Origin of the sequence: Paenibacillus sp. FSL R7-277, from assembly GCF_000517965.1 — a bacterium.
Classification (GTDB): Bacteria; Bacillota; Bacilli; order Paenibacillales; family Paenibacillaceae; genus Paenibacillus_AQ; species Paenibacillus_AQ silagei.
The window spans coordinates 33847-56852 of record NZ_ASPX01000065.1; the positions used below are offsets into that span (position 1 = coordinate 33847).

The window sequence follows — 23006 nt, forward strand, 5'->3', positions numbered from 1 at the left end:
TTAGCCTCCGAAGCCATTGACGTTTGTCAAACTCATTGTTCACAATCTTGTCTATTATATCACATGTTTTTTTGTCACGCACGGGTGAAGCCTTCTAGTTTCAATTACCCGGTTCATGGATAAATGAACTGCTTTTTCCACAGCTCGCTTTCGCTAATACGGAAGCCGTTCTTCAGCGAATCGGGAAGAGGCGAATTTCCTGCGTTCTCCAGCGCCTCCTGCAGCAGGGGGCTCCACTCGCTGCGGCGGATATCACCGGCAAGAAGCAGGCGGCGGGTATCCAGCCACCTATCCTCTGCCACCACACGCAGCAGCAGCTGGTCTACGTTCGAAGTCTCCTGAATCGCGAACCCGATGGCCAGAGCCATGTTGCTGTACAGCTCCTGCGGTTCGTGGGCATCACCGTTCACCTTGAGATCCATAGACAATACCCCGTTCTCCCAGCCTGCCTTGTCAATCGTCAGACTGAAGGGAATCTCACTGAGCGCATCTACCAGATTGTCATTCTCCAGTACCAGGCCATCCGGGCCTATCGTCTGTACTGCGCTATAGTTACTCTGGGCAGTTATAACGTTGCCGGCCAGTTGCGGCAGCAGCAGGGTAGTAGCTGCACTAAGCAGCAACGCCGTTCCGATCAGCCAGCTCCGGTTCATAACATGCCTCCCTACTCATAGTTTCCGCTGCTATGCAGGATTATACGGCGCCGCAGAGCGGCCCATATCTAGTTATATTTTGAAAAAAAGCAGGCTATGCCTGCTTTTCAGCTTTCACTCTCTAATTGTCCGTGTTTGCTCCAGATTTCAGCCTTGCCGCGGATTTTCATTGCTGAGGTGTGATCGGTGAATTGGGCAATGAGCACCTCGCCTTTGTCCAGCTTCTCCGTATGGTGAAACCGTGTGTCCAGCCCTCTGGTCAGCCCGATGACCTGAACACCGTTCTCCTTGGCCTTGACTACGATATAGTCGCTGCCGGACGGTGCAGGATTCACTTCATTCTTCTTCTCAGTCATTGTAATCCTCCTCAAAGTTTATGAGCCTCTCTCAAAAACAAATGCCGCCCTGGAAGGCGGCATCGTTGGTATTCAAGGACTATGGGGCAGATATGTAGAAATCTTTATTTGATTCCGTCTTTCAGCGCTTTACCGGGTTTGAAAGCCGGTACTTTGCTTGAAGGAATTTCGATTTCTTCACCAGTCTGCGGGTTGCGGCCTTTACGTGCGGAACGTTCGCGCACTTCAAAGTTTCCGAAGCCAACCAGCTGAACCTTATCGCCGCTTTGCAGTGCACCTGTGATAGCTTCAAAAACAGCATCTACCGCTTTCGTAGCGTCTTTTTTGGGAAGTTCAGTTGCTTCTGTAACTACGTTGATCAAATCTGATTTATTCATGTCTTCTCACCTCCCTGGTTAAAAGTTCCGGTATCATACACTCTTTCCGTTTCAACGTAAAATATACGTGATAATCCCGTTTAATGCTAGAAACTGGCACCTCTCTTCTAGAAGCGCAACAAACTTATAGTAATACAGCCCAACCATAATATCAAGGCGTTCCTCAAAAAAGGAGCAGAAAGTAGCAGGTTTCCCTTCATTCCGCTGCAATTGCGCAGTCTATTACTACCAGTTATGCCGTAAAAGAGGAAGCTTTCCAGGGAGAATTCCCCTTTTCCACTCTAGCAGCGAAAGGGCCCGGAAAGAGCAAAAGAGCGGGAAAAGCTCCCGCTCCAAAGGACAAGCCTATTTCATTTAGAGGATGATGGCGATCAGGCCGCCTGAACCTTCGTTGATAATCCGGCCCAGCGTTTCCTGCAGCTTGTAGCGGGCATTGTCCGGCATCATCGCGATCTTGCCCTGAATGCCCTCACGGACTATGGAATGCAGGGACCGGCCGAAGATATCGGATTCCCAGATTTTGATCGGGTCATTCTCAAAGTCCTGCATCAGGTAGCGCACCAGCTCTTCACTCTGCTTCTCTGTACCGATAATCGGCGAGAACTCCGACTCGACATCCACCCGGATCATATGGATCGACGGCGCCGTAGCCTTCAGCCGGACTCCGAAGCGGGAGCCTTGGCGGATCAGCTCAGGCTCATCCAGCGCCATCTCGGCCAGAGAAGGTGCGGCGATGCCATACCCCGTGGTCTTAACCATTTCCAGCGCTTCCGAGAAGCGGTCATATTCGCGCTTGGCGTGGGAGAAGTCCTGCATCAGCTGGAGCAGGTGATCCTTGCCGCGAATCTCGACCCCGACTACCTCCATCAGCACCTGATCATACAGCTCTTCGGGAGCGTAGAGATCAATCTCGGCTACCCCTTGGCCCATGTTCATGCCGCTGAGGCCTGCCCGGTCGATGAAATCATATTCGGTAAACTGGGAGACCAGGCGGTCCACATCGCGCAGACGACGGATATCCTTCACGGTATCACGGACAGAATTCTCATAGCTGCTGCGCAGCCAGTGATTCTCGCCCAGCACCATCACCCAGCTCGGCAGGTTAACATTAACTTCATGTACAGGGAATTCATACAGTACTTCACGCAGGACACCAGTCACATCGTCCTCGGTCATATTCGCAGCGCTGAGCGTCATCACCGGAATATCATATTTGAGGGCAAGCTCACTGCGGAGCTGCTGGACTTCCTCACTGCGCGGCCGGGTGGAGTTGATGACCAGCACGAACGGCTTGCCGACCTCCTTCAGCTCTGCGATCACGCGCTCTTCGGAATCGACATACGAGCTCCGTGGAATCTCGGCAATCGTACCGTCGGTAGTCACTACCACACCCAGAGTCGAGTGCTCCTGAATGACCTTGCGTGTCCCGATTTCAGCCGCTTCCTGGAAAGGAATCGGTTCCTCGAACCATGGGGTCGAGATCATCCGCGGACCATTCTCATCCTCATACCCTTTTGCGCCTTCCACTGCATAGCCTACACAATCGACCAGCCGGACGTTAACCTCCAGGCCTTCGGCCACCTTAATCTGCACCGCATTGTTGGGTACGAATTTAGGCTCGGTAGTCATAATAGTTTTGCCTGCCGCACTTTGCGGCAGCTCATCGACCGCTCTTACCCGGTCTGCTTCACTCGTGATGTTCGGCAGAACAATCGTTTCCATGAAGCGCTTGATGAATGTCGATTTCCCCGTGCGAACCGCGCCGACGACGCCAAGATAAATGTCTCCGCCGGTACGCTCGGCAATGTCCTTGAAAATATCCACTTTTTCCAAAAGAGATCCCCTCCTCATATTACTCCGAAGAAAAAATGCCTGAAGAGCATCGACTTCGCGTTCCGCCGGCAAACTGACCCTTGCAGGACAACCACCGGACTAAGCTTTGCCCGCCCGAAGCCTAGCTTACTTGCCTGAGGCGAAGCAAGGTTGCCCCGCGCTAAACTCCGAATGCTCGGACATGCATTTGGACTAGTATCATCATATGTATCCGTAACGGATTTATGACCAGCGTCCGCGCATTTTTGCATCTGAAATTTCGTATACCCACTCTAGCTCGCCACTGCGTCAAGACACCCGGAAGTCTTCTCATCAAGTCTATGAGGGCGGCTTGCGGCCTAGAACTACTATCCATTCTGAGATTCCCCATACAAAAAAGCAGCAATCCCCCGCTCCCGGAGAACTGCTGCCTTAATTTATAATATTATATTGCTATTCCTGCGGAGCCTGCGGGACGGGACGGCCATCCACCCACAGATAAGGGAGAGACTTGACAGGGACATAATAGGAGGCCTGCGTAAGCTCCAGACGCAGGTCACGGTCTGCCTCCGGGCTGCTGCCGTTCTTATCAATGGCTGAGGAGATATCCGCACCGTAATCAACATAGACTGCCCCGCTGCGATCCATCAGGAGCCCGAGCGTCTGGCCCGAATATACGCTGCTTAGCTTGATTGTCCCTGTCCCTGCCCGTTTGGCATCGATAGATACAAGGCCCGGATATAGCTCCTCCCCTGCCGGAAGCTTCCCGCCGTGCGCAGACTTATAGAGGTTCACCTTGCGCTGGATATCGTTAACCTTCTGCACGGTCACCAGGTCCATTAATTTGACCTGTGGGTCCGTCTCCTCATCCAGCACCAGAAAATGGGCGCTCCCGCCCTTCTCGAACGCTGCTGCCGGGATCTCGTCCAGGTACCCTTCCTGCTGCAGCTTATTCAGGTCAATCACGAATTTCTCGTATCTGGGCGTGTCCTGATCGCTGGTCAAGATCGGCAGCAGCCCCTTCTGCTCCTGATAATCATCGACCGCCTCCTGCACCCGCTTCACACTCTCGCGGTAACTGCTGCCGGGCTGCTGCTGCTCCCGGGGATACATGCAGCCGGTTAGAGACAAGATCAGCAGGACAAGCAGCGGCAGCAGCAGCATCGCAGACCTGTGCCGGCTCTGCCGGAGCTTCACCAGATGCATGGAGTCCACTCGTAGGGCTCCTCTCTGTTCGTTTAGGGTTGCATTTGCGCCGGGAGTAACCATCACCATAAGTCCTCCGATTCGCCACGTCGCGCCGCTTCCAGTCTGCGGCGTACAGCCGCCTTCAGCGGGTCCTCGGGAATATGCACTTGGACGTCGCCCCATACAGCGGCCTGACAGGCCAGGCGGACGCCTTCATCCAGCAGGCTGCCAAGCTTGCGCTTCTCCGCCTCCGCAGGAGGTCTGAGTCCCGCGGCATCCGTACGCTCTACGGACACTTTGCACATCATGCATCCCGCCTTGCCCCCGCAGCGGGTAGGCAGGACGATTCCGGCTTTGCGCACAGCCTCCAGCAGCGTAACCCCATGCTTGACAGAAGCTGTGCGTTGTTCCGGAAGGAAAGTGACCGTTATTTGCGATTTCGCATTCATCTTACAGCCTCCTTCCTTGGAATCAGGTTATATACGTATAGATTCGGATATCCCCAGCAGCTCGTCCAGCCTAGACTGCAGGCCGTCGGCTTCCAGATGATTCTCCTCAATGAGCTGCTCCAGAAGCGGCAGATGACCGGCTACATCCTGCTTCATCAGCTCCGCAATCGCCCGGCAGCGTTCTTCCCTGCCGCGCAGCAGATTGAAGATCAGCTCATGGACAAGCGGCATCAGGGCCAGGCGGCCGCTCCCTTCGAACGTACATTCCGGGGCATAGGGCTGCAGCTTGCTGATATCCACTGAATATTGCCCGGAGCCGCTGCCGATCCTGAATCCGCCCACCAGCTCAACCTTCACCTCTCCGATGAAGTAGAGCCCGCGCAGAGAGTAACAGCCTCCGCTATAATCCTCCTCCGGTGCGCAGACAGTGTATCTCAGCAGTGCCCGATGAAGCTGCGCGGTATCCTCCAAATCACAATAGAGGTCAATATCGCGCGGAGCAGCACTCAGCTGAACCCCGTGCAGCAGCAGACCGCAGCTTCCCCCCAGCAGCCACACCGGCGGCTTACCCGGCCCGATAATATCCAGCTCCCGCGCTATGCTGCCCAGTGCCGTCTCCAGCACATAAGGAATTCCTGAACCGGCCATCAAACTACACACGCCCCATTCCTGTAAAATCAACTAACGATTCTGTCAGAAACACGTCTGCCTGAGTATAATGTAAATGCTTACATAATTGAAGCGGCCCCGCCCAGAACTCCGATCAGCAGGATGACAAAAGCAATGACCGATAAAACAGCTCTAAGCAGTCCCTTCGTCTTGCTGCGTGCAAAAGTAATCAAAAAAACGGATAAGCCCATAATCAGTACCGCAATCAGAGACAGCCACATTTTTGTCATCGGGTCCATAGGTCATGCGCCTCCATTTCACTTTTCCCGGATTGCGACTATTATAGCGTGAAATCCGTCATTTTTTAAGTATTAATTTACAGATTAGCCCCTGGCGATGGAAAAAAGGGCATCAACCACGGAATCAGCTTACCTTCCGGAGTTATGCCCAGTCTGAAAAGGAGCCATCCCGGCAGGAATGGCTTACTTCACGGATATGCTATTTTTTCAGCATCATTTTCATTAAAGACTCCATCGTACCGGAACCGGCGCCGCCTTTTTTAACAGCATTGACGATCTCCTGCACTGTAGCCTCGCTGACCGGCACTTTAGCCATAGCTGATACCTGTTTAATTAACTGGCGGAGCTGGGCTTCATTCTGTGTGGTGCCCGGCTTAACCGTACCGGCCAGCTTTTTGATGGCACCTTCCGAAATGTTTTTGCCCGTCTTCTTGTTGATGGCGTTCAAAGCATCCTTGGAAAAATCTCTGCTCACTGTTCATCCCTCCTCCGTCAATCCCCATTAACAACATATGAGATATTCCGGCAAAAGGTGAACGTGATCAGGAATGCCACTGCTCCCAGGTCTCCTGGGAGATGGCCTCCATCTCCGTCTTACGGTCACGGCCCATCAGGGCTTCCACCGCATTACGCGGTGTTCTGCCCTTGAACAGCACATGATAAATCTGGTCGGTGATGGGCATCTGTACGCCCAGCTTCAGCGAGATCGCATAAGCCACCTCTGTCGTCCGGATGCCTTCGACAACCATCCCCATCGAGTCCAGCACCTCATTCAGCGGCTGGCCCTGGCCCAGCATGGAGCCGGCGCGCCAGTTGCGGCTGTGCTGGCTTGTTGCCGTTACGACCAGGTCACCAAGTCCGGCAAGGCCGGAGAAGGTTAAGGGATTCGCACCCATCTCTACCCCGACCCGGGAGATCTCGGCCAGGCCGCGGGTAAGCAGTGCCGCCTTCGCATTATCCCCGAACCCCAGCCCGTCGGACAGCCCCGCACCCAGCGCGATAATATTCTTCAGTGCACCAGCCAGCTCTACCCCTAGCTGATCCCTGTTGGTATACACACGGAAGTCGTTGTTAATGAACAGCCCCTGCGCCGCCTTGGCACGGCTCTCATCCGGCGAAGCCACGACGACCGTGGTCGGACAGAGCCGTACCACTTCTTCAGCATGGCTCGGCCCGGAGAGCACCACAATATCGCCTTCGCTGCAGCCCAGCTCTTCCGAGATCACTGTGGACATCCGCTTCATGGTCTCGGTCTCGAAGCCCTTCGTGGCGTGAATGCAGAGCATATCTTCCTTCCAGAACGGCTTAAGGCTATGCGCCACCTGACGCACTCCGGAAGAAGGCGCCACAATGACTACCGCCTTCGAACCGGAGACGGCAGTCTCCATGTCCGTGGTGGCAATAATATTTCCAGGGAGCTTAACCCCCGGCAGGAAATGATGATTCGTATGTGCTTCGTTAATCTCGGCAGCCTGCTCAGGCTTTCGCGTCCACAGATAAACCTCCGAGTGGTTAGCCGCCAGCACAGTAGCCAGCGCAGTTCCCCAACTGCCCGCGACCAGCACGGTTACTTTATCAGACAACGCGATTCCCCTCCTTGGCTTTGGAGCCGATTTTGTTCTCACGGCCCTGCGAGATCTTCACGATGTTGCTGCGGTGACGCCAGAAGGCGAACACTACGATGACCAGGCTTCCCCATAGCTCCGGGGTCGTATGCTCTGTGAACAGCAGACACACTGGAGTCAGAGCCACAAAGATCAGCGAGCCCAGCGAGACATACCGTGTAAGTATAATAGCGAGAATGGCAATCGCCCCGGCAATCAGTGCAGGCCAGAATACCAGTGTAGCCATCACTCCAATCGTCGTTGCAATCCCTTTCCCCCCGCGAAAATGAAAATAGACCGGCCAGTTATGCCCGATGATGGCAGCCAGTCCGCAGACCACTGCGACCCAGCTTCCCCATCCCCCGGCCCATGTGCCAAGCCAGACTGCGGCAATTCCCTTCAGTACGTCCAGAAACAGCACCAGTATGGCCGGTCCCTTCCCCATCACACGCAGTGTATTGGTCGCTCCCGCATTGCCGCTTCCATATTGGCGGATATCAATCCCCTTAAGCAGCCGGGCGAGCAGTACACTGAAGCTGATGGAGCCAAGCAGATAGCTTATAACGATAACCAGAAGTTCAAACGCCACTACTCTTCTCCCCTAACCTTCGTTCTCGGATTTGCGCCGTGTAAAGAGGCGGATCGGTGTACCCTCGAAATTGAACGCTGCACGCAGCTTGTTCTCCAGGTAACGTTCGTAGGAGAAGTGCATCAGCGAAGGATCATTGACGAATACCACGATGGTCGGCGGCTTCGTTGCCACCTGGGTGACATAGTTAATGCGCAGACGGCGGCCTTTGTCCGTAGGCGGAGGATTAATCGCCACGGCATCCGATACCACATCATTCACCAGATGGGTGGTAATCCGCAGGGCGTGCTGTTGGGCGACATGCTGCACGACAGGCAGCAGCTTCTGCAGACGCTGTTTCGTAAGCGCAGACAGAAATACCACTGGAGCATAGCTCATGAACAGGAAGTGATCGCGGATGTTGCGTTCAAAGTTCTGCATCGTCTTGTCGTCTTTCTCAATGGCATCCCATTTGTTGACAACAAAGACCGAAGCCTTGCCCGCATCATGGGCATACCCGGCAATATGCTTGTCCTGGTCGATGATGCCTTCTTCCCCGTTGATTACAACGAGTACAACATCAGCACGCTCAATCGCCTTCATGGCTCTCATTACACTGTATTTTTCCGTGTTCTCATAGACCTTGCCGCGTTTGCGCATGCCCGCTGTATCGATCAGCACATAACGCTGGCCATCCCGTTCGAACGGCGTATCAATCGCATCGCGTGTAGTCCCCGCAATATCACTGACAATAACGCGTTCTTCGCCCAGAATGGCATTAACCAGTGAGGATTTACCCACATTCGGACGTCCGATCAAGGCTACACGGATGACATCTTCATCATATTCCTCATCCACTTTATCCGGAAGACGTTCAACAACCGCGTCCAGCAGATCGCCGATTCCGGTTCCGTGACTTCCTGAAATGCCGATCGGATCACCGATTCCAAGGGTGTAAAATTCATAAATATCTTCGGTGCGCTTCATGTTATCCACTTTGTTGATAGCCAGAACGATCGGCTTGCCGGAACGGAACAGAATCTGCGCCACTTCCTCATCCGAACTCGTGAGTCCGCTCTTCGCCTCGCACATGAAGACGATCACATCCGCTTCCTCAATCGCCAGCTCCGCCTGAACACGGATGGATTTCAGAATCGCGTCTTCTCCGTCAATCTCAATCCCGCCAGTATCAATGACACTGAAGGATTTGCCGTTCCAGTCGGAGACTCCATATATCCGGTCACGTGTAATCCCCGGTTTATCTTCTACGATGGCCAGTCTATCGCCAATCAGCCGGTTAAAGATCGTCGACTTTCCGACGTTAGGCCTGCCGACAATGGCCACTACGGGTCTTGCCATATTCATTCCTCCTGTCTTCCTTACGTTACTCATCATAGCAAAAAACATTCCAATTGGCTAACCGTCTTACCCATGTATTGCCACTATCCTGTATGCCCTGGAACAGACAATCGGCGAACCCTCTGATCGAGGGCTCGCCGATTACTTTACCCGTTATGATGAGATAACAAAGGGATTAGTTGTTACCCTTGAATTTGTCCAGCTTGTCGCCGAAACGTTCAGCCAGTGTGAAGCTGAGGCCTTCGTTGCTGAGCGATACGTTAGGATTGTTCAGCACTTCCTTAGGCGCTCTGTCTCTGCTGTTGCTGCGTTCTGGTCTGGCCGAAGGAGCCGGAGCTTCTTCAGTTTCCTTGATGCTCAGGCTGACGCGCTTCTCGGATGGGTTGAAGTCAAGCACTTTCACTTGTACTTCCTGTCCTTCCTTGAGCACTTCATGCGGAGTGCCAATGTGCTTGTGGGAGATCTGGGAGATATGCACAAGGCCTTCAACGCCTGGCAGCAGTTCAACGAATGCGCCGAAGTTCACAAGACGCTTAACTTCGCCTGTAACTACATCGCCGATGTTGATCTTGCCTGCTGCGGAATCCCAAGGACCCGGAGCAGCTGCTTTGATGCTGAGGCTGATTTTGCCCTTTTCAGGATCAACCTTAAGTACTTTCACGCGAACCTTGTCGCCTTCGGATACAACATCGGATGGCTTCTCTACGTGGTTCCAAGCAATCTCAGATACGTGAACCAGTCCGTCTACGCCGCCAACATCAACGAATGCGCCGAATTGAGTCAGGCGTTGAACCGTACCTTCGATGATTTGGCCTTCAGACAGCTCAGCCATAATCTTCTGCTTGTTAGCTTCGAATTCTTCCTCCAGAACTTCTTTGGCGGAGAGAATTACCTTGCTGTTCTCACGGTCAAGCTCTTTCACTTTGACACGCAGTGTGCGGCCCTTGTAGTCGCTGAAATCTTCAACGAAGTGACGCTCAACCATGGAAGCCGGGATGAAGCCGCGTGCGCCAACGTCAGCCACAAGGCCGCCTTTGACAACATCAGCTACAGTAACTTCGAAGGATTCCTGGGAAGCGAAATACTTCTCCAGATCTTCCCATGATTTCTCGCTGTCGATGGCACGCTTGGAAAGCACCAGGCTCTCCTTGTTGTCGTTGATGCTGACAACCTTGCATTCCACTTCCTGGCCGACTTCTACCGCTGCTGCGGCATTGTCCAGCTGAACGGAAGACAATTCGCGAATAGGAATAACGCCGTCGTATTTATATCCAATGCTTACATAAGCTTGGTTATCTTCAATTTTGACGATTGTTCCTTTCACGGTATCGCCTTTTTTCAGAGAAATGATTTCCAGACCTTCCTGGCTTGTCACTTCTTCTTCATTGCTGGCAACAACTTCTGCAGATTCGGTAACAGCGGATTCTACAGTTTCTGCCTTATCTACGGTCTCGTTATTCTCAACGTTATCCGCAGCTTCTTGATTCTTGATTTCTTCAGACATGTGATTACCCTCCTCGATTCAAAACCCCATTTATTTAAACCCGCGTAGAGCAGAGTTCAAAACAATCATTGCTTCGTTAAACCATTTCACTTTGCTGATTAGTATGTTCCAAAAAATAGCGGTTATGCTGTAATTTATAAGCTATTCACAGAAACAGAAGATTGACTCCCGGACTTACCGCGAACTGGGCTTGCCGGTACTGATCATTTCATGGATGCGTCCCATAATAACATCGGTTACAGCGTCCAGAGAATCACTCCCCGCACCTTCAAATGCACTGAGGTCTATGGGTGCCCCATATACAACAGTCATCCGGCGGAACGGCTTGTAGGACCCGATAATGGCTGCCGGCACAACGGCTGCGCCGCTGCGGAGCGCGAAGCTTGCCGCACCCTTCTTGGCTGAACCTGAATCGGAGTTCCGCGTTCCTTCCGGGAAGATGCCCATCACATGTCCGCTGCGAAGCGTATTGAGGGACGTCTTAATGGATTCTTTGCTTACGCCGCCACGCTTGACAGGAAATGCGCCCAATTGCTTAATGAGCCAGCCCAGCACCGGAACATTGAATAATTCCGCCTTGGCCATATATCTTACCTGTCGCTTCAGCTTAATGCCGATCGTCATGGGATCAAGCAGGCTGATGTGATTCGCGCAGAGCAGGACTCCACCCTCCTTCGGCACATTCTCTCTTCCCACAATCTTGAGCGGGAACAGTATGGCATAAATCATACGAAGCAAGGCCACGCAAAATGCATAAATCATAGATGATTTCTCTCCCCGTTAACATAGGTTCTGCAGTGGGAGACGATGGCTTCCACGGCCTGAAGGATATCCATATGCGTCGTATCGAGAAGAATAGCATCCTCGGCACGGCACAGCGGTGAAATCTCCCGGCCTTCATCAAGCCGGTCCCGCGCTGCAATATCATGTTCAAGCTGCTGGAGAGTCACTGTTTCCGTATCCTTCAGTTCCTTGTAACGACGGAGAGCACGCTCCTCCACACTTGCCGTCATGAAAATCTTCACTTCGGCATCCGGCAGTACGGTTGTACCGATATCCCGGCCATCCATCACGACTCCCTTGCGGAGCGCCATCTGACGCTGCAAGTGACTCAGTCTGGATCTAACACCCTCAATCTTCGAATACTGCGACACCTGGCCGCTGACCTGAAGACTGCGGATATGCGGGGTCATGTCTTCCCCATTAATCAGCACTTTCTGCACATCTTTCTCAGGCAGAAGCTCAATCGCCATATTCTGGACCTTCCGGTCCACCAGCTCATGATTCTCTGCAGCTATGCCTTCACGAAGCATATACCAGGTGATTGCCCGGTACATGGCACCCGTGTCTACATAAATGTAAGACAGCTCCCGTGCTACCAATCGGGCTACAGTGCTCTTGCCTGCCCCGGCAGGTCCGTCGATGGCGACGTTAATTCGGTCGTTAGTATGTGTATCCTGCCTGTCCAACGGGGCATTCCTCCTCAAACACTCTTCCGCAGAAATACGCATATCGACATATCTCTCTTGGAACTTGCTGATATTCTCAAGAAAAAAGCAGGCATTGCCTGCGACTTATAAAATTATACCACAGTTTGAACCCCAGTGCAAAATGACATTGAGGTTTTTTAGGGAGAAAAAAGCTGATTCAGGGCCCTCTTGAAGATTCCTGCGCAGGGAATCAGCGGTTGCGGAAATCGAATTGGCGTTCAAAGCAGTACCGGATAATTTTTTGCCGCTCCGAATCGGAAATGGCCGAGAATTTAACCATGACCAGATTCCGTCCGGTCTCCAGCGGTTTGATCCGTACAATCTCGCCTTCGAAATTAACATGCTCCGTGCTTCCGTTGCGGTAGGAGACGAGCAGCCAGCAGGCCAGCTTGTCGGCCACCCCTAATGTAATTTTGGCATCGCTTAAGAATGATGTCCCGCCGCCGCCGATATCCTCGGTGCGCACCAGAAACCGGCTGCCCAGGGCATCCTTCACGGCCAGCTCCAGCTCCGCATTGACGCGGAAGAAGCTGCGGCGCTGAATTTTGAAGATGGACTCCGCCGCAGGCTTGCGCAGCCGGACCATCCGGATGACATCTTCCTTGAAGCCGAGCACATGAGTATTGAAATAATTCTTAATGCCGCCCTCTGTGAGAAAATAGACCGACAGCTCGTCACCGATAAACAGCTTCTTAAGCCGGCCGTTACTCTCCTGCATGGGGATTTCTATCAGGATGCTCTCGTCCTCCATATCAGCAATCCTCGCCCGGTACTGGATCTCAGACTCTGCCGCATCGCTGGATGCGACCTGGAGGTATAGATATTCATTAATTTTGGGATACAAACCTGTCACCGCCGCTTGAGTTAGTAATAAATGCTAAACCGATTATAGCATGCCCTCTTGAGGCAGGTCAGAAATATTATTAGGCGTTGAACACCAACAGCCGCAACCGGCTTGCAGTCCATAGTTTCAGCATCAAAAAAAAGACGCCCTCCGTTTCCGGAAATGCGTCTTCTTTATAGAGCCGGTTTTAGCTGTCCCCATGGAAAGTCCGGCTATTTATCCTGTGCTCCCGAGGAGGTGCGGATCTGCTCCACCGCTTCCTCATTACCGTCTGCGGCATTCAGATAAATCCTGAACTGTGAGCCGTTGATTTTGCCCCCGAATTCATAGGTCAGCAGTTCCACCGCATCTTCATTCTCGATCCAGGCCAGCCGGTTATAGAGCTCCTTGAACTCCGGGTTAAGCATCGCTCTGGCTTCAGCCAGGGACAGCTTCGGCTTCGGCAGCACACGCTTCTCCTTATGCTCATTCACATAGTCGCTTGCCTGAAACCCTATAGCTTCCCCCGTATCCAGCCCGACACGAACCGTCATTTTCTCGGGATAGATGAGCACGCCGTCCTGGCTGCTGACAAAGGTCAGATTGCCCAGATTATCGTACCGGTCCGCACTGACTGCGGTCATGCCGGGATAGCCCTTCTTCTCCAGGAACTTACCCGCCTTCTCCACAGCCTGCTTCATGGATACTTTGGCAGGCCCTACCTCGCGGTTGTCGTTGTAAGAGATCAGCAGTCCGCCTTCCGCCGTGAAGTCCATCGAGACCGGCTCCTTATGGTCACTGGAAGTCACAGTGGCTGTATAAGAAGCCCACTCCGTTCCCTTCCCATTCTCCTGAATCTTCACCTGTGCCTTCCCGCCCAGCTCGGCGAACTTCATCGCCTTGCCCTTGATCTGGTCAGCGGTAACCGGCTTGCCGCCCAGCTTTTTCACCGACCGCTTATCATAGATACTTGCAACCGATGGGCCGTAGTCCAGCTCCGGGTATGCCGCCACGCGTTTATCCACGGTTTTGAATCCGTCGATGATCGTGTTGTCTTCGGCCTTCTGCTCTGTAGCCAGTGCAGTCTCTACATCCATCCAGCGCAGCTTTTTGCCGATGACCTTGTCCTGAACCTTCTGCAGGTCCTTGGAGATTTCAGCCGAATTCTGGTAGAGCGTCTTCAGATTCGCCATCTCCCCCTCTGTCAGCGGCTTCTTCGTGAAGTCACGCACCGCAGCCTTGTAGGAGAAATTAGAGATCTTAGAGAGGAACTCCTCCGTCTCACTGAACGGCAGCAGCGTCAGCGGCAGCTGATTGATCTCGTTCTGCGCCTCGCTGGTAATCCGCCATACATTGACCAGTCCTTTGCGGTGCATTCCGTTAGAGGTAGTGTTCACCGCAAGCGTATTGCCAAGCTCACCGTGAAGCCGCTCCACATGGAAGGAGAGATCATGGAATGCGCGCTGATACTGATTCTCCGCTTTGATCAGAATCGAATTCTTCTCCTGATTCTCCTGATACCCCCAGACGAGCGCTCCAAGCAGCAAGAGTGCGGTAAGCGGGAACATTATGGCACTTAATCTTTTGTACATAGGTCCGCATAGCTCCTTTCAGTAGCTTATTGCCGTTAGTTTGACAATAACTGAGAAGACTTATGCACTTTTTCAAGAATCCGGTCTTTAGGCCCGTTCCTCAATCTCGAAGCCGCTTACACAGCTGCACAGACATTGCTTGAAGCCGGTCTGGACAACCCCATGCTCCTTGTTCCCTCTTAATATGTAGGTTTCGCCGCACTGCTTGCAGACAATCCGAACTTTTACTCGCAAAAAAAGACACCTCTCTCTCCTTTCTGGAATTCCTTGCCTTAAGGAACTGCCCTGTAGGATTAAGTGTGTCCATCTCGATTATAGGTTAACCTCTTCCTCACGCTTCAAAAAGCGAAACGGGGAACGGCTGTTGGCCCGCGCTACCTTCCCCATGCCTCTATACCATAGGACCGCCATCAGGGGCACGATAAACCAAATCCAATAATTAGCCGTCGTCGCGAGCAGAAAATCATAGATTCCATGCCACAGCCAGGGCAGAAGCAATGAAATCAGCAGAATCTTACGGGTCTTGACCCCGCCGGAGAACTTGGCTCTGCCCATATGGTAGCCCATAATTACCCCGAACATGGCATGTCCGGAGACTGGAAGCAGCGCCCTTAGAATCATGGTGCCGATTGAAGCATTGCTGTACCATGCATACATTACATTCTCTATCGTTGCGAAGCCGAGCGAAATCGCTACGGCATATAGTATTCCATCATAGGGCTCGTCAAATTCGGTATGATTGTAAATCATATGGTACAGCACAAACCACTTCAGGGCCTCTTCCACCCCGGCTGAGATCAGAAAGGAATCCACATAAGGACCGCCGTCCAGCCCCAGCACCAGTCCCCTCTGGATAATCATCACAGGCAGCACGATCATCAGGCCGAGCAGGAACACCTTAAGCACCATATGGAGCGGTTCCTGATCATACTTGTCTTTCAGATAGAAAAAAGTCAGCAGCGCAAGTCCCGGTGCAACTGCTGACGAAATGACCGATAACAAAAGCACCGAATAGCCTCCCTTGCGCTAATACCTAATCTCTGCTGAAGCCGTTATGGCCGGACTGGTACCTTCCCACTATCTCTTATTCCTGGCGTTTGAAATGATTGCACAGCGTCTGAATCGCATTCTCCGCCATAACCGTCTTGCCGTATTCGGCCAGAACAGCCTGAGTGACCGGAGAGGAATCTCCGAATTCAGCGAGCACGCCTACCAGCCCTGACAGTGCAGCCTCTTCAAATTCCTTCGGATCGAAGTAGAGGTACCATTTATCATTATAAGAATACAGTTGTCCTTGAGAAGTAATATTGCCGATGAGCACATGAGCCGCTTCCACCAGAACCTCGAAATCGCGGAATGCATATACAATGGAGTCGCTTTGTTCAAGAGTAACTTCCATTTCGTAAATCTCTTCAGGCAATTCATCTTCCCCGGCCCCACCGTACTGATGGTGATCATATTTCCCCCGGGTCACAATAACGACCATGCCTTGCGCGGGCAATGCGAACACTTCCACGGCAAGCGGACCCGTAGCGTCAAAACCAAGCTCGCTGTACGCCTGATCCATCATTTCCGTAAAGAGGTCGTGCACCTTGGGAACCTCCTGCCACATGTCTTCCTTCTGGATGCCCCGCTCGCTCAGGTCGTCAAAAGTGAGGAAAATCCGTATCTTATCTTGACTTAATCGCTCTATTCTCATGACAGGATCCTCCTTTTGCAAGCTCATTTAATATTAATGTATGATGAGTCCCGAGTAATGAGCCAAAAATGGTTACTATGTATGTATGTTATCATTTTGAAGCTACAAATGCACGTAAATAAATATAGATTCAGCCCAATTTGCTGCCCATTATATGTAAAGCCATATTAAAAAAGAATCACTTCAGCGATGCCGGCATCGCCAAAATGATTCTGCAGCGGTTAAATCCGGTTACAAACCCGGTATGGCGGTATGAGTATCTTTGAGAATCTGCTCGACTTCATGCTTCACATCAGGGTTGCTGCGGATGAAATCCTTCAGCATGTTCAGATTTGATTCTTTGGACTTTAACGGGGAATCCTCTTTATGATCGCCACCGCTATGCTCGCCACCGCCGGATACATGAGAGCTTGAGTGTTCATGACTGCTGCCCGCTGCCGTGCTGCCGAAGCCGGTCATGGCCATCCCCATAATTTTGTCCTTGGCCTTGTCACCCGCATTATAGGAAGAACCGTTCGAGTGCAGTAAGGCAGACATCATGGCGCTGCGTTTTTTGGACATAATCATACTGGCGGCTGCACCAATCAGCACCCCGCACAGAAATGACGAAGTATTCATATCTCCAACCTCCTTGTATGGTAAAATCATGCTTAGTGTTCGCGGAAAGGTAGCCGCTCATACAGCCAAACAACAAGAAAGCGAGATGAAAAAAGTGGGTAAAGCAACAATAACGCTGCTTTTGGCGGCTTGTCTGCTGTCAGCTTGCAGCAACAGTGGAAATACAGGCAGCCAGGCGGCGGAGAAGACGCCACAGCCTGCGGCAGCAACAGAAGCGGCGGAGACAGCCGCATCTCCTGCACCTGAGGTAACAGCATCAGCTGCACCTGAGGCAACTGCATCACCGGAGGCCACGCCTGCGGCAGCCAGCGATGCGCAGGTGCCGCTGCTGTATCATATGAACAAGAATTATGACATTGTCCCGAATGATCCGGCCACGAATAAGAAGGTAGTCCTGCTGACCTTCGACGACGGGCCGAAGGAAGCGGAATTAATCAATCCGCTGATGGATACACTGGACAAGCACAAGGCCAAAGCGATCTTCTTCGTCAACGGGTACCGGGTGAAGGAGCATCCCGAGCTGCTGGAGCTGATCCACAAGCGGGGCGGCGTACTCGGCAACCATAGCTGGGATCACATCGTGCTGAAGGATAAGCCGGAAGCCGAAGTGAAGAAGCAAATTGAGGATGTTCAAAGAATCGTCAAGGAAATCACCGGTGAGACCCCTCACTTCTTCCGTCCGCCGCACGGTGCCGGCGGTGATGTAGGCAAAAAAATCGCTGCTGCAAACGGCATGCTCTATATGACCTGGTCCAATGGCTCCCTTGACTGGGAGATGAAGGCCAAGGATGCAGGCAAAACGGAGAAGCTGATCAAGAATGTAACCGATCAGCTGCATTCCGGCAGCAATATCCTGATGCATGAGCTGCCTTGGACGGTAGAGGCACTTGACACTCTGCTGACTACGCTTGAGGGCAAGGGCTACAGCTTTGTAGATCCGCGCAGCATTGAGCTGAAGATGCGTTAAGATCTGAATGAACAAGCAAAACCGGCTGCCCCGTTAGGAGGGCAGCCGGTTTTTTGTCATGCTTATGGGTTCATCACATTGAATCTCTGCGATCCGGAATGCTGCTGTCCGCAGCGCAGGGTCAGCACATGCATCTCGGCCGGACTGCGCCAGCGCAGCGGCAGATGCGCCGTACCGAACCCCCGGCTGATCAGCATCTTCAGCGGCGGGAGACCCGCATTATAGCTCCGGGGGATCTCATACATCCCCGCATTATATTGGCGGTAGAACTCATCGGTATGCCGGTTCCCGATCAAGGGCAGTACAACCTGGCCTCCATGGGTATGCCCGGCCAGAATCAGGTCAGCCGGAATCTCCTGCTGCCGGGACAGCCAGAGCGGATCATGCACAAGGATGATCCGGAAGGCTTCCGCATCCGCCACAGCAGGCAGAGGCCCGTAGGCCTTCTTGCCGCCTTGCCGCGGGAAATCCACCCCGGTCAGAATAAACTGCGCGCCGTTCCGCTCAATGACGCAGTTCTCATCCACCAGCAGCCTGGCTCCGCTTCCCCGGATGATGTTATCCACCAGATTGATATTCGCCCTGTAATCATGATTCCCATGTACGGCATATACAGGCGCAACCGAAGCGGCCAGAGTCATATTGTTCAACAGGCGTTCTATGGAAGCGCCCTTCTCCGTCATATCACCGCCCAGGAAGACAGCGTCCACCTTCCCCTGCAGCGGGGTCAGCATCTCCTCCGGCAGACGGCGGCGGTGAATATCCGTAATGAGCAGTATCCGGTAGCCGTCGAACGCGGCAGGAAGCCGGTCCAGTACAATATCCAGATGATTCAACCGTTTCTTGAAGGCAGCAGCAACCATAAGGAGACCCATGCCCCCTGCTCCCCCAAGACTCACACCTAATAGAATCAGGAGCACCGCAGTCAACTCCATAGGCTGCCCAGATCCGGCGCCCCGTTAATTCCCCACCACAGGAGGAAGCCCAGCAGCATCAGAAATACAACAATCAGCGAATTGATAAACATTTTGCTGAACCGGATTCTCTCTGACGGATAGCTCTCCGCACGCGAAGGAGTCTGCTCCCCTTCCTGCTGTGCCGCCTCACGCTCCGGCCTCCCGGAGGCCCTGCGCCCGGATAAGCGCTCCTTTCTGGACAGGGTCCCTGCCACCGGTACCGGACTTCCCGCACGCTCTTCTGCTGCCCCGGAAGCCGGCTGACGCTTGGCCGCTCTGGCCGGAGGCTGTTGTTCTCTCTTCTGCTGTTTCTGGCGGGACCTTACCCGGCTTAATTGTTCTGTCATGATACCCTCCTGTAACGAATAACCATACCGGAGAACAAATCTATAAGGAAATGGCACAATATAGGTGCCCACAGACTGCCCGAATGGATGTAGATAAGTCCAAGACCATAGCTGCTGAGGAAGACCCAGCCCGTTGGAATCCAGTGCCGCAGATAACGGACATGAATAACAGCAAACAGTATACTCGTCCAGTACGGCCCGAGAGAATGCTGGATCGCTCCGCGGAAGAGCAGCTCCTCACACACCGCAACCACCGCCGAAATGACCACAATATGCCACAGCGGCCGTTTGCCGAACAGCAGTTCATTAATCCCCCCGTCATCCATGCTGTCTTCAGGAACAATATGGGTCAGCAGGAAGTCAACAGCAAGCATAATAACTGCAAGGCCAAGGCCCCAGTACACGAAATGTACACTATCCGGAAAATTTAATATGTGAATAGGATTTCTTTTCTGTAATAATATCCATATCAAACCGATAAATAAGGTAAGGCCCTGAGTAATGTACAGATTAATGAGTAACAGCTTGTCTGTTAACTGCTGTGGATCGGCCTTTTTAATTTTGATGTCACCCAATTTGAATTTTTTCATTATAACCTGCCTGTTCTATAAATGTTTTTACATAAGTTAATTTACCTATACGAAGGAGCACTTAATCATGAACAGCCGTACCTCCCGCACTCAAATGATGTACACACTAGGTTTTTTGTTTTTTCTAATATCCGCATTCGCTTCATTTTTCACGGGAGTCAAGGTTGGAGCTGACAAGACAGAGGCCAAGTATTCACAGCTGAAGGACCACCCGAGCGCCCAGGAATTCTCCGGCTCCTACCAGCAGCAGGATCTTGTCACCTTTTATCATAACGTATTTTTGCCTTACCGGGAATTCAAGCGCAATTGGAATGAACAGGTGGGCGTTCTTGCCCGCAGCACGGATGCACGCCAGAATGCGGCAACTCTGAAGAATCTGAGTATTCTCGCGGACAAGCAGTATGATAAGGTAACCCAGGATTCGCTCTTCACCAATTCGCCGATGCTCTATGAATCTCAGCTCAATATTCTTAAGAGTCTCACACTCTTCTCCCAAGCCTCCAGTAAGGTGACTGCGGGAGCTTCCGGCGCCGAAGCCGCCAAAGTGCTGAGAAGCGACAATTTCACAACCAGTGCCGTGAGATTCGGGCTGCTCGCCCAGAAGAACTTCTATGATTCCATGCTGAAATGGGGGTCGAAGACCCACCCGTCCATTCCGCAGCAGTCCGGTGAGCTGAAGACACTCTCTTTCATTCAGTGGAAAAAAATGCCGCTCTTGCTCAAGAATGCGTCCATCGCCAATATCATGCTCAACCGCGGCATCTACGCCGGATATGATCCGCAGGATATCACTGCCAAGATTGATGACATGATCTATTCCGGGACCGCCAGCTCGCTGAAGCTGAATGATATCCAGTCCTCCGTCACCCTGCTCATCTCCACCGGTGCGGTGCAGGAGCAGGACTTCATCAAGTGGCGGGAACAATATTACGGTAAAGAGATCATGCCGCAGCTCCCTTTCTTCTACGAGTAGGACCAGTTATTGCATCATAACGAAATTTACGGTCCACTTCAAGGCGGACCCGCGCAGAAGAATCCTATTGACACACTTGGCATCACCATGTTACATTATGACAAATTAATCAAGCAAAACCGATGATGGAACAAAGATTATTTGCAGTCTTCAGAGAGCCGGTGGGTGGTGAGAACCGGTGGCGGACATTAATCTTTAGCGCTCCTGAGATATTGTATTGAACACAAGAGTAGATACAATCGGATCACTCCGTTACCAGTGTGGCCTTTGCAGGCCAATGAGGCTGCTTCTTAACCGTCGCAGTGAATTAGGGTGGTACCACGAGAACTCTCGTCCCTTACTACGGCAGTAGTATGGGGGTTGGGAGTTTTTTTATTGCCATCTACTCGTAAATCCGGTACTTCTGCATGCTGTTTCTTTTGTGCGACAGCGCGTTACCCCGTTGTCAAGCTGCTTATTACGCTCTTGTAAGTTCTGGTACTGCGGATTGCCTTACCCGGTGATCCTTGGCATATACAATAGCTTTCCCATTTGAAGGAGGACAAGAGACCATGTTTAAAGTATTAGTATCGGACCCGATCAGCGATTTGGGCATTCAGCAATTGATGGACGCAAGCGATGTGACTGTAGACAAGAAAACAGGACTAAGTGAAGATGAGCTAGTTGCAATCATTGGCGAATATGACGGCTTACTCGTTCGCAGCCAGACTACCGTGACGGACAAAATTATCGCCGCCGGTACTAATCTCAAGGTTATCGGCCGGGCCGGAGTCGGCGTGGACAACATCAAGCTGGAGTCAGCCACGCAGCGCGGTGTAGTCGTTATCAACGCTCCGGACGGCAATACCATTACGACCTGTGAACATGCTTTTGCCATGATGATGGCCTTGGCCCGTCATATTCCTCAAGCCTACGCGAAGACGATTTCCGGCGTATGGGACAGAAAAACCTTCCTCGGCGTAGAGCTGCGCGGCAAGACACTGGGCGTACTCGGCATGGGCCGGATCGGCAGCGAGGTGGCCAAGCGCGCCAAAGCCTTCGGCATGAGCATCCTGGCCTATGACCCGTTCCTGACAGCTGACCGTGCAGAGAAAATGGAAGTGAAGCTGGCTTCGGTAGACGACATTGTGCGCGGTGCAGACTTCATCACCGTTCACACACCGCTCACCCCGGAGACCCGCCACATGATCTCCCGTCCGCAATTCGAAGTGATGAAAAAAGGCATGCGCATCATCAACTGTGCCCGCGGCGGTGTCATCGATGAAATGGCGCTGGTAGAAGCGATTGACAGCGGTATTGTAGCCGGTGCTGCGTTCGACGTCTTCGAGAAGGAGCCGCCTGAAGCAGACCACCCGTTCCTTACACATCCGAAGATTATCGTGACTCCGCATCTGGGTGCTTCGACGATTGAAGCCCAGGAGAACGTAGCCATCGATGTATCCGAGCAGGTCCTTCATATCCTGCGCAACGAACCGTTCATCAACGCGGTGAACATTCCGCCGGTTGCACCTAGCGTGATGAACAAGCTGCAGCCGTACTTCACCCTCGGCGAGAAGCTGGGCAGCTTCGCTACGCAGATTACGGACGGAGCGATCCGCGAGATCCATGTGGAATATGCCGGTGATCTCTCGGATGTGGATACCCAGCCGCTTACCCGCTATGTCGTCAAAGGTGTGCTCACCCGCCACTTTGCCGGAGATGTGAACATCGTCAACTCGATGCATCTGGCGAAGACCCGTGATGTGAATGTAGTGGTGACCAAGGCTTCCAAAACCAAAGGTTTCACCAACCTCATCACGGTAACACTCAAGGCTGAGCATGATGAAGAGCGTCTGGTCGCCGGTACCCTGCTGCAGGGCTATGGCGAACGGATTGTTAAGGTCAACAAGTTCCCGGTCGATATTGCTCCGGAAGGCCATCAGGTTGTGATCTCGCATAATGACAAGCCGGGTATCATCGGACTCGTCGGCACCCTGCTTGGCGAGAACGGCGTCAATATCGCATCCATGCAGGTTGGCCGTACGATCATCGGCGGAGCTGCCATTATGCTCCTGACCGTTGATAAGGGTGTGCCGAAGGAGGTCCTGGTGAAGCTGGCCGGACTGCCGGAGATCAACACCGCTGAGGAGATCATTCTGCTCTAATTCTTATTTCTTCACAATAAAACACTCTT

Annotated in this window: 27 protein-coding genes and 1 other annotated feature; of the genes, 3 read left to right on the top strand and 24 right to left on the bottom strand. The window is 52.6% G+C overall.

The window, feature by feature from the left end; genetic code table 11:
* Positions 1–113: 113 nt before the first annotated feature.
* The 21 genes from C173_RS18725 to C173_RS18820 form a co-directional block, all read right to left on the bottom strand.
* A complete protein-coding gene (locus tag C173_RS18725; RefSeq protein ID WP_036727317.1) occupies positions 114–653 on the bottom strand; it encodes a hypothetical protein in 540 nt (179 codons plus the stop codon).
* A 107-nt stretch (positions 654–760) separates the two neighbouring features.
* A complete protein-coding gene (mtrB, locus tag C173_RS18730; protein WP_051478165.1) occupies positions 761–1009 on the bottom strand; it encodes a trp RNA-binding attenuation protein MtrB in 249 nt (82 codons plus the stop codon).
* Between the two features lie 104 nt (positions 1010–1113).
* Positions 1114–1386, bottom strand: a complete 273-nt coding sequence (locus C173_RS18735; protein ID WP_019909963.1) for an HU family DNA-binding protein — start codon at positions 1384–1386, stop codon at positions 1114–1116.
* A 354-nt stretch (positions 1387–1740) separates the two neighbouring features.
* Positions 1741–3219, bottom strand: a complete 1479-nt coding sequence (spoIVA, locus tag C173_RS18740; RefSeq protein ID WP_036727319.1) for a stage IV sporulation protein A — start codon at positions 3217–3219, stop codon at positions 1741–1743.
* Positions 3220–3651: 432 nt separating this feature from the next.
* On the bottom strand, positions 3652–4404 hold the full coding sequence (locus tag C173_RS18745; RefSeq protein WP_036727391.1) for a DUF3939 domain-containing protein: 753 nt from the start codon (positions 4402–4404) through the stop codon (positions 3652–3654).
* A 62-nt stretch (positions 4405–4466) separates the two neighbouring features.
* The gene (locus C173_RS18750; RefSeq protein WP_036727321.1) at positions 4467–4835 is read right to left on the bottom strand and encodes a 2Fe-2S iron-sulfur cluster-binding protein; all 369 of its coding nucleotides are present in this window, start codon (positions 4833–4835) and stop codon (positions 4467–4469) included.
* Between the two features lie 27 nt (positions 4836–4862).
* Complete coding sequence (locus C173_RS18755; RefSeq protein ID WP_051478166.1) at positions 4863–5483, bottom strand: hypothetical protein; 621 nt, start codon at positions 5481–5483, stop codon at positions 4863–4865.
* 80 nt (positions 5484–5563) lie between these two features.
* A complete protein-coding gene (locus C173_RS18760; protein ID WP_036698144.1) occupies positions 5564–5743 on the bottom strand; it encodes a DUF2768 family protein in 180 nt (59 codons plus the stop codon).
* A gap of 199 nt (positions 5744–5942) precedes the next feature.
* Positions 5943–6218: a stage VI sporulation protein F gene (locus C173_RS18765; RefSeq protein ID WP_036698146.1), complete on the bottom strand. Its 276-nt coding sequence runs from the start codon at positions 6216–6218 to the stop codon at positions 5943–5945.
* A 67-nt stretch (positions 6219–6285) separates the two neighbouring features.
* A complete protein-coding gene (locus C173_RS18770) occupies positions 6286–7326 on the bottom strand; it encodes an NAD(P)H-dependent glycerol-3-phosphate dehydrogenase (protein WP_036727323.1) in 1041 nt (346 codons plus the stop codon).
* Entirely contained in the window at positions 7319–7936 is a 618-nt protein-coding gene (plsY, locus tag C173_RS18775) for a glycerol-3-phosphate 1-O-acyltransferase PlsY (protein WP_036727324.1), read from the bottom strand. Before plsY ends, C173_RS18770 begins: the two co-directional genes overlap by 8 nt.
* A 12-nt stretch (positions 7937–7948) precedes the next feature.
* Positions 7949–9274 (bottom strand): ribosome biogenesis GTPase Der, encoded by a 1326-nt coding sequence (gene der, locus C173_RS18780; protein ID WP_036727327.1) that lies wholly within the window; start codon positions 9272–9274, stop codon positions 7949–7951.
* Positions 9275–9449: 175 nt separating this feature from the next.
* On the bottom strand, positions 9450–10778 hold the full coding sequence (rpsA, locus tag C173_RS18785) for a 30S ribosomal protein S1 (protein WP_076079166.1): 1329 nt from the start codon (positions 10776–10778) through the stop codon (positions 9450–9452).
* Between the two features lie 174 nt (positions 10779–10952).
* Positions 10953–11540 (bottom strand): lysophospholipid acyltransferase family protein, encoded by a 588-nt coding sequence (locus tag C173_RS18790; RefSeq protein ID WP_036727329.1) that lies wholly within the window; start codon positions 11538–11540, stop codon positions 10953–10955.
* Positions 11537–12247 carry a (d)CMP kinase gene (gene cmk, locus C173_RS18795; protein WP_036727330.1) on the bottom strand — a complete coding sequence of 237 codons (711 nt, stop codon included), beginning with the start codon at positions 12245–12247 and terminating at the stop codon, positions 11537–11539. Before cmk ends, C173_RS18790 begins: the two co-directional genes overlap by 4 nt.
* 211 nt (positions 12248–12458) lie before the next feature.
* Entirely contained in the window at positions 12459–13112 is a 654-nt protein-coding gene (locus C173_RS18800) for a flagellar brake protein (protein ID WP_200869568.1), read from the bottom strand.
* Between the two features lie 212 nt (positions 13113–13324).
* Entirely contained in the window at positions 13325–14683 is a 1359-nt protein-coding gene (ypeB, locus tag C173_RS18805) for a germination protein YpeB (RefSeq protein ID WP_036727334.1), read from the bottom strand.
* Between the two features lie 87 nt (positions 14684–14770).
* The gene (locus C173_RS34705; protein WP_200869569.1) at positions 14771–14917 is read right to left on the bottom strand and encodes a hypothetical protein; all 147 of its coding nucleotides are present in this window, start codon (positions 14915–14917) and stop codon (positions 14771–14773) included.
* Positions 14918–14995: 78 nt separating this feature from the next.
* Positions 14996–15691 carry a glutamic-type intramembrane protease PrsW gene (prsW, locus tag C173_RS18810; RefSeq protein ID WP_036727336.1) on the bottom strand — a complete coding sequence of 232 codons (696 nt, stop codon included), beginning with the start codon at positions 15689–15691 and terminating at the stop codon, positions 14996–14998.
* A gap of 76 nt (positions 15692–15767) precedes the next feature.
* Positions 15768–16382 carry a genetic competence negative regulator gene (locus tag C173_RS18815; protein WP_036698160.1) on the bottom strand — a complete coding sequence of 205 codons (615 nt, stop codon included), beginning with the start codon at positions 16380–16382 and terminating at the stop codon, positions 15768–15770.
* 231 nt (positions 16383–16613) lie between these two features.
* The gene (locus C173_RS18820; protein ID WP_036727338.1) at positions 16614–17000 is read right to left on the bottom strand and encodes a hypothetical protein; all 387 of its coding nucleotides are present in this window, start codon (positions 16998–17000) and stop codon (positions 16614–16616) included.
* A gap of 94 nt (positions 17001–17094) precedes the next feature.
* Here C173_RS18820 and C173_RS18825 point away from each other — a divergent pair, with 94 nt between their 5' ends.
* A complete protein-coding gene (locus C173_RS18825) occupies positions 17095–17967 on the top strand; it encodes a polysaccharide deacetylase family protein (RefSeq protein ID WP_036727396.1) in 873 nt (290 codons plus the stop codon).
* A gap of 62 nt (positions 17968–18029) precedes the next feature.
* Here the strand turns inward: C173_RS18825 and C173_RS18830 are convergent, their stop codons facing one another.
* The 3 genes from C173_RS18830 to C173_RS18840 are packed head-to-tail and all read right to left on the bottom strand — an operon-like array spanning position 18030 to position 19860.
* Positions 18030–18902 carry a metallophosphoesterase gene (locus C173_RS18830; RefSeq protein WP_063830931.1) on the bottom strand — a complete coding sequence of 291 codons (873 nt, stop codon included), beginning with the start codon at positions 18900–18902 and terminating at the stop codon, positions 18030–18032.
* Positions 18893–19270 carry a hypothetical protein gene (locus C173_RS18835; RefSeq protein WP_036727340.1) on the bottom strand — a complete coding sequence of 126 codons (378 nt, stop codon included), beginning with the start codon at positions 19268–19270 and terminating at the stop codon, positions 18893–18895. The genes C173_RS18830 and C173_RS18835 overlap by 10 nt, the downstream gene beginning before the upstream one ends.
* Positions 19267–19860: a CPBP family intramembrane glutamic endopeptidase gene (locus tag C173_RS18840; RefSeq protein ID WP_036698166.1), complete on the bottom strand. Its 594-nt coding sequence runs from the start codon at positions 19858–19860 to the stop codon at positions 19267–19269. Before C173_RS18840 ends, C173_RS18835 begins: the two co-directional genes overlap by 4 nt.
* 67 nt (positions 19861–19927) lie before the next feature.
* On the opposite strand from C173_RS18840, the gene C173_RS18845 reads away from it, so the two are divergent.
* Together C173_RS18845 and serA are read left to right on the top strand one after the other, a co-directional pair.
* Positions 19928–20833, top strand: coding sequence for a hypothetical protein (locus C173_RS18845; protein WP_036727342.1), 906 nt, complete (start codon positions 19928–19930; stop codon positions 20831–20833).
* Between the two features lie 113 nt (positions 20834–20946).
* Positions 20947–21174, top strand: a binding site (T-box leader).
* A 210-nt stretch (positions 21175–21384) separates the two neighbouring features.
* Complete coding sequence (serA, locus tag C173_RS18850) at positions 21385–22977, top strand: phosphoglycerate dehydrogenase (RefSeq protein WP_036727344.1); 1593 nt, start codon at positions 21385–21387, stop codon at positions 22975–22977.
* Positions 22978–23006 lie beyond the last annotated feature (29 nt).